This is a genomic window from Anoxybacillus sp. MB8 (assembly GCF_011006755.1).
GTDB lineage: Bacteria > Bacillota > Bacilli > Bacillales > Anoxybacillaceae > Anoxybacillus > Anoxybacillus gonensis.
This window is the reverse complement of the sequence record NZ_RXXX01000057.1, coordinates 1-12,138: the sequence shown is the minus strand read 5'-3', so window position 1 is coordinate 12,138 and position 12,138 is coordinate 1. Positions and strand designations below refer to the sequence as shown.

Annotated in this window: 10 protein-coding genes and 1 rRNA gene; 3 read left to right on the top strand and 8 right to left on the bottom strand. The window is 41.2% G+C overall.

Features of this window, described 5'->3' with window-relative positions:
* Nucleotides 1-89, bottom strand: a 16S ribosomal RNA gene (locus tag EKC99_RS14095); the annotation flags it as partial.
* 195 nt (nt 90-284) lie between these two features.
* Complete coding sequence (locus EKC99_RS14090; protein WP_009360873.1) at nt 285-1,157, bottom strand: nucleotidyltransferase-like protein; 873 nt, start codon at nt 1,155-1,157, stop codon at nt 285-287.
* Nucleotides 1,158-1,268: 111 nt separating this feature from the next.
* Here EKC99_RS14090 and EKC99_RS14085 point away from each other — a divergent pair, with 111 nt between their 5' ends.
* Entirely contained in the window at nt 1,269-1,631 is a 363-nt protein-coding gene (locus EKC99_RS14085; protein ID WP_009360872.1) for a YgzB family protein, read from the top strand.
* A 23-nt stretch (nt 1,632-1,654) separates the two neighbouring features.
* Here EKC99_RS14085 and perR read toward each other — a convergent pair whose 3' ends face one another.
* The 6 genes from perR to EKC99_RS14055 all read right to left on the bottom strand — a co-directional run bounded on the left by perR (nt 1,655) and on the right by EKC99_RS14055 (nt 5,764).
* On the bottom strand, nt 1,655-2,098 hold the full coding sequence (gene perR / locus EKC99_RS14080) for a peroxide-responsive transcriptional repressor PerR (protein ID WP_026011847.1): 444 nt from the start codon (nt 2,096-2,098) through the stop codon (nt 1,655-1,657).
* Between the two features lie 183 nt (nt 2,099-2,281).
* Nucleotides 2,282-2,743, bottom strand: coding sequence for a thioredoxin-dependent thiol peroxidase (gene bcp, locus EKC99_RS14075; RefSeq protein ID WP_035064002.1), 462 nt, complete (start codon nt 2,741-2,743; stop codon nt 2,282-2,284).
* Nucleotides 2,744-2,753: 10 nt separating this feature from the next.
* Nucleotides 2,754-3,152: a potassium channel family protein gene (locus EKC99_RS14070; protein ID WP_019418547.1), complete on the bottom strand. Its 399-nt coding sequence runs from the start codon at nt 3,150-3,152 to the stop codon at nt 2,754-2,756.
* Nucleotides 3,153-3,194: 42 nt separating this feature from the next.
* Nucleotides 3,195-3,980 (bottom strand): ABC transporter permease, encoded by a 786-nt coding sequence (locus EKC99_RS14065; RefSeq protein ID WP_009360868.1) that lies wholly within the window; start codon nt 3,978-3,980, stop codon nt 3,195-3,197.
* 4 nt (nt 3,981-3,984) lie between these two features.
* On the bottom strand, nt 3,985-4,776 hold the full coding sequence (locus tag EKC99_RS14060) for an ABC transporter permease (RefSeq protein ID WP_009360867.1): 792 nt from the start codon (nt 4,774-4,776) through the stop codon (nt 3,985-3,987).
* Nucleotides 4,769-5,764 carry an ABC transporter ATP-binding protein gene (locus EKC99_RS14055; RefSeq protein WP_055442010.1) on the bottom strand — a complete coding sequence of 332 codons (996 nt, stop codon included), beginning with the start codon at nt 5,762-5,764 and terminating at the stop codon, nt 4,769-4,771. Before EKC99_RS14055 ends, EKC99_RS14060 begins: the two co-directional genes overlap by 8 nt.
* Nucleotides 5,765-5,897: 133 nt before the next feature.
* On the opposite strand from EKC99_RS14055, the gene EKC99_RS14050 reads away from it, so the two are divergent.
* Nucleotides 5,898-7,193, top strand: a complete 1,296-nt coding sequence (locus EKC99_RS14050) for a glutamate-1-semialdehyde 2,1-aminomutase (RefSeq protein ID WP_163152458.1) — start codon at nt 5,898-5,900, stop codon at nt 7,191-7,193.
* A 264-nt stretch (nt 7,194-7,457) separates the two neighbouring features.
* Entirely contained in the window at nt 7,458-11,927 is a 4,470-nt protein-coding gene (locus EKC99_RS14045; RefSeq protein WP_163152460.1) for a glutamate synthase-related protein, read from the top strand.
* Nucleotides 11,928-12,138: the final 211 nt, after the last annotated feature.

Below are 12,138 nucleotides of genomic sequence, written 5' to 3'. Positions count from 1 at the left end.
AAAGCAAGCTTTTGAATCGTCCGCTCGACTTGCATGTATTAGGCACGCCGCCAGCGTTCGTCCTGAGCCAGGATCAAACTCTCCATAGAAAGTTATCCTTAGCTTCTGTACGCTTTTCGCTTCGTTCAGTTTTCAAGGAACATCTTGTCGCTTTTGAAGCGACTTTTTCATGTTATCATATCATGTTTTCGATGTCAACATTTTTTATTTTTAACCGCCGCTACACCTCAGTAGCGACGATTAAAAATATATCACGAACATTTTTAAACGTCAACACCTTTTCTTTATTTTTTTTCGACCATGTAATGTCTATGAAACACACCTTGTCCTTTTGTTGCAATTTTTTCAACAGAAAGTATATGTTTTTCAACTAGAAATTCAAGCAAAATAGCTAAATCAACGCCGTATACTGCCAACTCTTGTTCATTGAGCAAATCCGCCATAGACCATGACGTTTCTTTTTTCTCAAGCACGTGTATAAGATGACTTGCTCCTTGTTTCAACTTCGAGTGGATAAAAAAATCACTTGCTAAAAATAACAATTGCAATCGTTTATCAAGCGGTTCTTCACTTCCAACTAACTCAGCATATAGTTTATGAACTTGTGGCTCAATATGTTTTACTTGGTTCCATACAGTTACTTCAGGATAAAAACCATTTTCGATAATAGATAGACGAGCTAGATGATGAAGTGCATGTAATACGTGATTGTACGCATCAAGCCATTGATCTTTTTCAAAAAAACTTCGTCCTTCTATATATCGACGTACTAACTTAGCAAATTCTATCCCCATCTTTACTTTTCTTTCTTCTACCGGAAACTGCAATAAACGTTGCCGCCATTGTTCGATATATTCATTCCGATCAAATAACACTTTCCCATTCAACAACCAATTCATCACTTTTCGATTTGAACCGAGCAGCACCCATTCTTTCACTTGACGTTCATCTACAATGTGCAAAGATGCACTCTTTTCTTCGAACGCATAATGTTTGATAAAAATCGGTTCTTCCCCTTCCCGAACGATAACAAATAAAACGACATCAAACAAATCCGTCTCCGGAGAGTAATCCGACCCTTTTTCAATCATTAAAATTCCAAGCGTTTGCGGATGACTAGCTCGCTCTTGGTAAATCGGACGCAACACATCTTCCATAAACCGATTCCTCCACTTTTCAACATTGTTTGACCGTATTCGACAATTTCAAAAAAACTCCTGCTTATCATTTAAAACTTATGTTATAGTTATGCGTAGGAGGAGATAAATGTGGGTGTGAAATATTCAAGCAAGATCAACAAAATTCGTACGTTTGCGTTAAGTTTAATTTTTATCGGATTTTTCGTGATGTATGCAGGTATATTTTTCCGCACATCACCTATTGTTATGACGTTATTTATGATTTTAGGATTGTTGTTTATTATCGCAAGTACAGTCGTCTATTTTTGGATCGGAATGTTGTCAACAAAAACGGTACAAGTCGTCTGTCCTTCATGCAATAAAGTAACAAAAATGTTAGGACGAGTCGATGTATGTATGTACTGCAACGAACCGCTTACACTCGATCCAACCCTTGAAGGAAAAGAATTTGATGAAAAATATAATCGAAAAACAAGAAACAAAAAAAGCTGATAGCCACGTCGCTACCAGCTTTTTTAATGATGCCCTTTTTGACAGTCCGGACACGTTCCATAAATCTCCATCCGATGATGACTAACTTTAAATCCTGTCACATGCGCCGCTAAATCTTCGACTTCATCTAAGCCTGGATAATGAAAATCAACAATTTTTCCACACGTTTCGCAAATCACATGATAATGATGTGTCGTAACAAAATCAAAACGACTTGACGCATCACCGTACGTTAGTTCTTTGACAAGACCGACTTCTTTAAACACACGCAAATTGTTATACACAGTTGCGACACTCATATTTGGAAATTTTCCTTCCAAAGCTTTATAAATTTCATCCGCTGTTGGATGGGACATGGACTGAATCAAATATTCGAGTATCGCATGACGTTGCGGTGTAATACGGACGCCGGTTTCTTTTAACGTGTGAAGCGCTTCTTTTAATTGGTGTGCGTGCGTCACCGTCATGCACCTCACTTTCATTTATAAAAATTATAATTATTACTTTATAATTTTTATAAATAGTGTACAAAAAAATGAAACCGTTTGTCAATTGTATTTTTAGGTAAGAAAAAAAGGCGACTCTTGAAGAATCGCCGCATACATATTTGAGGAGGTGTGTGCTCTACTATATCGTACGCAACGATCCTTTTATTTGTTTGAGCCAACCGCCTCTTTTAAAGCGTTCAACACTTCTTCGACATGCCCATTTACTTTTACTTTTCTCCACTCTTTCACAATTTGACCGTTTGGATCGATTAAAAACGTCGAACGCTCAATCCCCATATACTCTTTCCCAAAATTTTTCTTTAACTTCCATACGTCATACGCCTTCGCTGCGTCTTGTTTTTCATCAGCAAGCAGCAAAAACGGCAAGCGATGTTTTTCAATAAATTTTTTATGCCGAACAATCGAATCAGGGCTAATACCGATTACAACCGCCCCGAGTTCCTCAAATACTTCATGATGATCGCGAAAATCACAAGCTTCTGTCGTACATCCTGGCGTCATATCTTTTGGATAAAAATACAATACGACATACTTCCCGCGAAATTGCGACAATGTCACGTTTTCCCCATTGCTTGCTGGCAATGTAAAGTCAGGCGCTTCCATATTTCCCCTCCTACCTTCTTTCTACATCCATTACTGTTCGAACAACAAAAGCGGCAGGTAGCGCATAGCCGAGCAACGCTTCGACCATCGCAATCCACCGGCCGATTCCAATCGGCACAATATCCCCATAGCCGACCGAAAGCAATGTGACTGCACTAAAATATAGGCTTGTTTCGACATATTGCAAAAAGTTAGAGGTCTCTATATTCTTCCCATTTTCCATCATAACAACATGTCCATTTATATGCAAAATCGTATATACAAGCGCAAAGCCAATCATCGTCGTTGAATACACAAATAAAATGGCAATAAAGTTTTTTATCGAAATGACAGAACGCTTCGTCTGCCAAAATGAGAAAAAGCTCATACATATGATAAAAACAATAACCCCAATCCATACATACGTCACAACATCCCCTCCTGTCCTCATATATACGAGAGGATGTTTAAATTAATTCCCCGCACCGCGATAACGTTTGACGCCCGCATTCCATAACAGCACCGACAACGTAAAACAAACAATCCCCATCACCGGCGTCAAAAACGAGTACGTATACCATTCCGTTTTACGTAAAAAATACGCTGACGGATATACACCAACAAACGCAAACGGCAAAATCCATGTTAAAACGTAGCGAATAACACGATTGTAAATATCGACAGGGTATCTTCCGTAATTCCCGATGTTGTACATCATCGGCATAATCGAACTGCGTGCGTCAGACCAAAAACTAATGCTTGCTAACGAAATAAAAATACCTGCATAAACGAACGTTCCTCCTAAAACGAACAACACAAATAAAATGACATCATACCAATGAAACGATAAATGTAATCTTGATGCGGCATAACCCATAACAACTAAACCAGTAATTCCTCCAAGAAGCGACTCTAATTCCATTCGTTCAAGCACAATTTGGAACAAACTATGCACAGGGCGGGTTAATACACGGTCCATTTCCCCGCGCACAATATATCTTTCGTTAAAATCCCAAATATTAAAAAACGCAGCAAACAAAGCAAACGGTACTAAAAAGAAGCCATAAATAAAAATAATTTCATCGCGCGTCCATCCATTTAATAATTGCGTATGTCCAAATACAACGAGGATAAAAATTAAATTCACACCTTGAAACATTAAATCAGACAAAAACTCAACAAACAAATCGGTACGATATTGCAACTTTGTTTTTACATATTGACTCATATATTGAAAAAAAATCGATACATAAAACATATGTTCACCCCCCTTGAATGATGAGTTTTCGTTTGGCTGCTTTCCATAATACATAAATTGGCATGATTAATACGACACACCAAACCGCTTGAAACAACATCCCTTTCATCGCAGCATCTCCCGTAAAGCTTTCCGTAAAAATCATACTCGGAATGTAACTGATCGCTTGAAAAGGCAAATAGTGCATCACATGTTGTGCCCATTCGGGATAAAAGCTAATTGGTAAAATAAGCCCTGAAAATAAATCAATAACAAATCGTTTGGCGCGAAGTAACCCTTCTCCATTTAACGTAAAAAACGTGACCATCCCAGCTATTAAATTGAGCTGAGAATTAATAATAAAACTAAGCATTGTCGACAAAGCAAAATATCCCCACGTATGAACATTCGTTGTAAATTGGAGTGAAAAAACAAATGTGACAATGACCATGCCGGGAAGCGAAAAGAAAATGAGTCGGAAAATCCCTTCTCCAAGCCCTTGCATCGTTTTCATAATCAAATAGTTGTACGGACGAATAAGTTCAATCGCCACTTTTCCTTCACGAATTTCCATCGCAATTTCACGATCAATGTTATTAAAATAAAACGCTCTTGCCATCCAAGCAATCGCGACATACGTCGTCATTTGTTCCACTGTCATTCCTTGAATAGATGACTGCCCTCCATAAATGGCAGACCATAAAAAATAATACGCGCCAATATTAATGCTATAAATAAAAATGCCGCTATAATAATTCGTGCGATAAGCTAACATCATTAAAAAACGCATACGAATCATCTCAATGTATTTACCCATGATGAATCCCTTCTTCGTAAATGTTGCGAATAATTTCTTCCGTCGATACTTCGCGAATATGAATATCTTTTAATTCATAGGAGGAAACGACTTTTCCAATGACATGTGCCATATCTGCGGCACGAACATGCGCCACCCAACTATATCGGTCCTCTCCTTGTTCCCATGCCGCATCAACGAGCAGCATAAGCTCTTCTTTTGAGACGATATCGCGAAATTGAAAATGAATTTGCTTTCCTTCTCCCCAATTTTGCTTCAAATGTTGCAATGATCCGTCGTAAATGATTTTTCCTTCGTCAAGCATAATGACGCGTTCACAAAGCGCTTCAATATCTGTCATATCGTGCGTCGTTAATAAAATCGTCGTGTTGTATTTTTCATTAATTTCTTTTAAAAATTGACGAATTTTTAACTTGACAAGCACATCTAAACCGATCGTCGGCTCATCTAAAAATAAAAGTGGCGGATTATGAATGAGCGCAGCTGCTAATTCACAGCGCATTCGCTGACCGAGCGATAACTTGCGCACAGGCTTATCAAGCAACGGACCAATATCTAACGTTTCAATCACGTGATCCATATGTTCGTTATAATCTTGGTCGGAGACACGATATACTTTTTTTAACAATCGAAATGACTCTTGCACGGCGATATCCCACCATAATTGTGATCGCTGTCCAAACACAACGCCGATCGTCTGCACGAAACGTTCCCGCTCTTTATGCGGATTCATCCCATTTACAACGACTCGTCCAGATGTCGGCGTTAAAATTCCTGTTAACATTTTTATTGTCGTTGATTTACCTGCCCCATTTTCTCCGATGTAGCCAACCATTTCCCCTTGTTTAACAGTAAATGAAATATCGTCGACAGCCCGAATCATTTTATAGTTTCTCGTAAATAAATCACGAAACGCCCCAGCTAACCCAGAACGGCTAGAGTACGACTTAAATTCTTTTCGTAGTTTTTCTACTTCAATCGCATACATGTTTCTCACCTCTCATGAAATCACTATTTAATAGTGTAACGAAAATGTTTAAACTCAACAAATGGTGTGCTCAAATAAATGTGATAAAATAAACACCATGAAAGAAATTTTACATAAAAGGAGGAGGCTTCGCGTGAATTTTACGAAGTCTGAACAATTATATCAAGAAGCGCTTGAACATATCGTCGGCGGTGTCAACAGCCCTTCTCGTTCATATAAAGCTGTCGGAGGCGGTGCACCCGTCGTGATGGAAAGAGCGCAAGGGGCATACTTTTGGGATGTAGACGGCAATAAATATATCGATTATTTAGCGGCGTACGGCCCTATTATTACCGGACATGCTCATCCACACATTACAAAAGCCATTCAACATGCGGCTGAAAATGGTGTTTTATACGGGACGCCAACACCGTATGAAATTACGTTCGCGAAAATGTTAAAAGAAGCGATCCCTTCCCTAGAAAAAGTACGTTTCGTCAATTCAGGAACAGAAGCTGTCATGACGACGATTCGTGTCGCACGCGCTTACACCGGTCGTGATAAAATTGTAAAGTTTGCAGGTTGCTATCACGGGCATTCCGATCTCGTTCTTGTTGCGGCTGGTTCTGGCCCATCTACATTAGGTACACCTGACTCAGCAGGCGTACCAAAAAGCATCGCTCAAGAAGTCATTACTGTTCCTTTTAATGACGTAGAGGCTTTTAAACAAGCGATGGATCGTTGGGGAAGCGAAGTAGCTGCCGTTCTCGTTGAACCAATTGTCGGTAACTTCGGGATCGTCGAACCGAAACCAGGCTTTTTACAAGCGATCAACGACATCGCTCACGCAGCTGGCGCCCTTGTCATTTATGATGAAGTCATCACTGCTTTCCGTTTTATGTATGGCGGTGCTCAAAACTTGCTTGGAATCGAACCAGACTTAACAGCACTCGGAAAAATTATCGGTGGTGGTTTACCAATCGGTGCATACGGCGGTAGAAAAGACATTATGGAACAAGTGGCTCCACTTGGCCCTGCTTACCAAGCAGGAACGATGGCGGGAAATCCTGCATCCATTTTAGCAGGTATTGCTTGTTTAGAAGTATTACAACAAGAAGGCGTGTACGAACATCTCGATCACCTCGGTGCGATGTTAGAGGCTGGCATTTTAACACATGCGAAAACATACGATATTCCTATTACAATTAACCGCCTAAAAGGAGCGCTCACTGTATACTTCACGACAGAAAAAGTAGAAAACTATGAACAAGCGGAACGGACAGATGGGCAGATGTTCGCAAAGTTTTTCAAACTTATGCTTCATCAAGGCATTAATCTCGCTCCTTCGAAGTATGAAGCATGGTTTATTACATTAGCTCATACAGAAGAAGATATTGAATACACAATCGAAGCGGTAGGACACGCATTTAAATCCTTAAAAAATGAATAAATATACAATTATAACGAGGTAGGAAATCCATTCCTCCCTCGTTTTTTATGCTCAAAGACAATGCAAACGCTTACATTATTCGTGAACGTTTTGTTACATGAACTGAATATTTTATCCAAAAATATGAATAAATAATTGATTTTCTTCTGCAAACATGCTAATATAGACTATAAAATTCAGAAAATTTTATTTCTTAAAAAAAGTTTTGTGTAGGAGGTGGCGAAGGCGAGAAGCGAGCAACAAGCCGCTTACAAGCCGCATGCTATGAAACAACGGTGGAATCCAACTTCATTTCAACATTTTTATGAGCACGAACACGATGCGTGTGGAATTGTCGCTGCGGTTGAAAAACGACGCATTCCGACAAAGGAAAACATTACAACATGTATTAACGCCCTCGTCACAATGAATCATCGCGCCGGATTCATCAATGGTGAAGGAGATGGCGTCGGTATTCATATTGACATTCCGAAAGCGCTTTGGAAAGAAAAATTTGCTGCTGCCCATCTTGATCCTCAATTCGTCGACCGCGACGATTTTATTGTTGGCCATATATTTATTACGCGAACAACGAATGTCGAAGAGAAAAAAGCACGTATGCGTCAATTGTTTGATCAATTTCATCTCAATCTTATTTTTGAATCTGATCGCGTGACCTCTTCTTCAGCGCTCGGTCCAATCGCTTTACGCGAAGAACCTGTATTTTGGCAAGTAGCCCTTTTACCAAACAAAAATGAAACGTTATCTAAAACGTTATTTGAATTAACGATTGAAATAGAAAAAGATGAACATATTCATGTCGCCTCTCTTAGTAACCATCATGCCATTTACAAAGTGATGGGAGCTGGAGATATTTTACCAAAATATTATCACGACTTAGCGAGTCCACTTGTCGCATCTACGATGACGCTTGGCCATAATCGCTATTCAACAAATACACTATCCAACTTTTTCCGTGTACAACCGTTTAGCGTCTTAGGTCATAACGGTGAAATTAACACGATTGCTAAACTACGTGAAGAGGCAACAATGATCGGTGTTCCATTGACAAACGGCGGAAGCGATTCGCAAGACTTGAGCCGAACGATGGAAACACTGATTTATCGTGATGGCTATACGTTATTTGAAGCGATGGACTTTTTATTTCCGCCAATTGTAAATGAAATAAAAAACTATCCAGCACATTTACAAGATTTATATACTTACATTCGCGAAGCTTGGGGACATTTCGCCCAAGGCCCTGCAGGCATCATTTCTCGCCATGCAGACGAAGCAGTATTTAGCGTCGATGCGCTCGGATTGCGACCACTTTGGAAAATTGAAACAGAACACCGTTACGTATTTGCATCTGAGCCAGGCATTATTCCTGTATGCGAATATACGGGAGAACCAAAACCGCTCGCGCCGGGAGAAAAAATCGGCTTAAAATGGCAAGCGGATGGAACAATTCGTATGTATGAATACGCAGATTATCAACAAGAAGTATACAATCGCATTCGAAATCGTTTAAATATCGAAAATATGCGCCAACGTCTCCAAACGCCAACGTTCAAAACGTATGTGCTTATGGCCCAACCAACAAAAGTGCATAACGGACAATATGCAGCATTCGGTTGGGATCGTGAACATATTCAATTGCTCGAACAAATGGCAGAAAAAGGCGCAGAGCCTATTCGCTCGCTCGGTCACGATGCTCCGCTTGCAGCAATCGATCCTGAACGAAAAAATATTGCTGATTTTATAAAAGAAAGTGTAGCTGTTGTGACAAACCCTGCCATTGACCGCGACCGTGAAACAGAACATTTTTCTACACGCGTTGTCGTCGGAAAACGACCAAGTATCGTCTCAAACGAGGAACGTCCTTACACAGTCGAGCTTCTTTCACCTATTTTAATCGAAGGAAAGCTCGGAAATGAATGTGCAGAAATGTTGCAGCAACCATCGTACGATCAACTCGTTCATACATTTGAAGAAAAACAATTGACATACTTTATATCAGCCACATTTTTTGAACATGAAACGATTCCAACGGCACTCGCCCGTTTAAGCGAAGAAGCATGCGCAGCTGCGGCAAACGGAAAAACGTTGCTTGTCATTGACGATGCAAAAGCGCATCAAAATGGTCATTTATGGATCGATCCACTTCTTGTTATATCGGCGATCGATCAAGCGTTAACAAAAGCGCAATTGCGGAGAAACTGTTCGCTTCTTCTTCGTTCTGGAGCGATTCGTTCATTGCATGATTTCATCGTTGCATACGGACTTGGCGCAAACGTCATTAGCCCATATTTAATGTTTGCGACAGTTGCTGATTCGTCCACTCGACCAGCGATCCATTTGTTCCAAGCGTTAAATAAGGGGCTTGAAAAAGTCATTTCAACGATCGGTATTCACGAATTACGCGGATATAGCCGTCTCTTTTCATCGATCGGCTTGCATGAAGAAGTCGCAGCTGTATTAAATATTGTTAACTTTTTTGGTTCTGATTCGCTTGCCCAAAATTTTGAAGCATTAAAACAAGACGCTATCGCACGCGCAAACGATTTTGAAACAGAACAAGCAAAGTTGCGCAAAACATTTCACGTCTTTCCACGCATTTGGAAAGCGATTGGCGAGGTGGCACAAACAGGCTCATACGATCAATATCGCGAAAAATTGACGGAAATCGAAACAGAAACGCCAACAGCTATTCGTCATTTAACAGATTTAAAACAGGCCGACGTGCCAGCTAAAAAAGAACACGTGGACATTTCTGTCGGCGAACATAGCTTGCCTTTTGTTATCGCTTCGATGTCATTTGGTTCGCAAAACGAAATTGCGTTCCGCGCTTATGCAGAGGCAGCGAACCGTCTTAACATGATTAGCTTAAACGGTGAGGGTGGCGAAATTAAAGATATGCTCGGCAAATATCCGCGCACGCGCGGACAACAAGTCGCTTCTGGACGATTTGGCGTCAATGCTGAACTGCTTAACTCATCTAATTTACTAGAAATTAAAATCGGGCAAGGAGCAAAACCAGGTGAAGGTGGTCATTTGCCAGGGTCGAAAGTGACAGCTAAAATCGCTGAAGCTCGGAACGCGACGATCGGCTCTGATTTAATTTCACCGTCAAACAACCATGACATTTACTCCATTGAAGACTTAGCACAAATGATTGCTGAATTAAAAACAGCAAACGACCAAGCGAAAGTCGCTGTCAAAGTGCCAGTCGTCCCTAATATTGGAACGATTGCTGTCGGCATCGCAAAAGCTGGTGCGGACATTATTACGCTAAGCGGCTTCGACGGTGGAACGGGAGCAGCGCGCATTCATGCCATTCAACACGTTGGCTTACCTGTAGAAATTGGCGTCAAAGCAGCGCACAACGCGCTCTTAGAAGCCGGATTGCGCCACCAAGTTGAAATTTGGGCAGATGGCGGCATCAAAAGCGCGATGGACGTGATCAAAGTGATGCTTCTCGGCGCCAACCGCGTTGGCTTCGGTACATTAGCGATGATTGCGATCGGATGTACAACATGTCGCGGTTGTCATTTAGATACATGCCATGTCGGAATCGCCACGCAAATTGAATCGGAAGCACAAGCGAAAGAACATGGTTTACGCCGTTTCGTTCCGAGACAATTCGAGCAAGCGGTACAAAACTTAGTTCGCTTCTTTACAGCATTTGGTGAAGAACTAAAAGCGCTCACCGCCTCGCTCGGCTATACGAACTTACAACAGCTTGTCGGTCGCTCTGACTTGCTTGAACAAACGCGCGGACGCGATCGGATGAATTTAGCGACGTTATTAAAGCCATTAGAAATCGGTCAATGGTATCAAAAAGAAGTGGCGGCGACATCAGAAGAAGGAAAACTGGCCGTTGCAGCTGGGGCTGAATATTTAGATTATCATGTTGAAGACTTACATCGTTCACGCGAATTTTCAACTGTCACAGCTGAACAACGCGTGCTCGGCAGCCGCGTCGCATGCCATCGTGTGCGTGGTCGATTAGACGGATCTTATAAAAAGCTGCCAAACATATCTCTTCGTTATAAAGATGGATCTGTACCCGGCAATGGACTCGGTGCATATAACGTCACTGGCATTCATATTCACGTTGACGGTGGAACGCAAGACGGAACCGGAAAAACATCGCTTGGCGGCGGCATTTTCGTCTTTAAAGCGAAAGGAAAAGACGGAAAGTTTTACAACGGCTCAGTCGGAAAAGGATTTGGCTACGGAGCGCAAAAAGGATTGCTCATTGTGCAAGGAAACGCTGACGCACGCGCAGGCATTCGCTTATCAGGAGCGGATATGATTATCGGTGGTCAAGTGACAAAACCAATCCCTGAAGTTGAACACGGCAATATCGGTGTTCACGCAAACATTAAAGGATTTGCCTTTGAATATATGACAAACGGACGCGGGCTCGTTCTCGGCGACCCAGGTCCATGGATTTGTGCAGGGATGACAGGCGGTGTCGTTTATTTACGTCACCAACCAGAAATGGGCTTAACGAAAGCAGCCCTTGAACGCCGAATCGCCAAAGGCGCAAACGTCTCGATTCAGCCACTAAACGAAAAAGGAAAAGCAGACGTCAAAGAACTACTTGGCACATATATTGATTTACTTATCGAACATGAACAGCATGAAGAAGCAGCAACACTTCAACCGTTGTTGCAACAACCAAAGCAACACTTTTTCCAAGTCATTCCGAAAAAAGAACAAGCCGATCCATCCGTATCGACGGAATAAACGTAAAAAGAACTGCCTCAAAAAAATGGGGCAGTTCTTTTAATTTTTTTCCGTATGAGTAAAATGTTTGTGGGAGAAAAAAAGACAGGTTCCTGATTTGGTATAATAAGGAACCTGTCAGATATGTAAGCAAAATAGATGAAAAACGGGCTCTCCTCCTGGTAAGGTAGTAAGTGCGAAAAAAATACAACCAAAGAAAGGAGTGGAGCCC

What these genes read in the sequence shown, in the direction of transcription:
- EKC99_RS14055 (WP_055442010.1), bottom strand. Translation starts at nt 5,764, where the DNA reads ATGTATGCGATTGAAGTAGAAAAACTACGAAAAGAATTTAAGTCGTAC.
- EKC99_RS14090 (WP_009360873.1), bottom strand. Translation starts at nt 1,157, where the DNA reads ATGGAAGATGTGTTGCGTCCGATTTACCAAGAGCGAGCTAGTCATCCG.
- EKC99_RS14045 (WP_163152460.1), top strand. Translation starts at nt 7,458, where the DNA reads ATGAAACAACGGTGGAATCCAACTTCATTTCAACATTTTTATGAGCAC.
- EKC99_RS14065 (WP_009360868.1), bottom strand. Translation starts at nt 3,980, where the DNA reads ATGTTTTATGTATCGATTTTTTTTCAATATATGAGTCAATATGTAAAA.
- perR (WP_026011847.1), bottom strand. Translation starts at nt 2,098, where the DNA reads ATGACGGTGACGCACGCACACCAATTAAAAGAAGCGCTTCACACGTTA.
- EKC99_RS14060 (WP_009360867.1), bottom strand. Translation starts at nt 4,776, where the DNA reads ATGGGTAAATACATTGAGATGATTCGTATGCGTTTTTTAATGATGTTA.
- bcp (WP_035064002.1), bottom strand. Translation starts at nt 2,743, where the DNA reads ATGGAAGCGCCTGACTTTACATTGCCAGCAAGCAATGGGGAAAACGTG.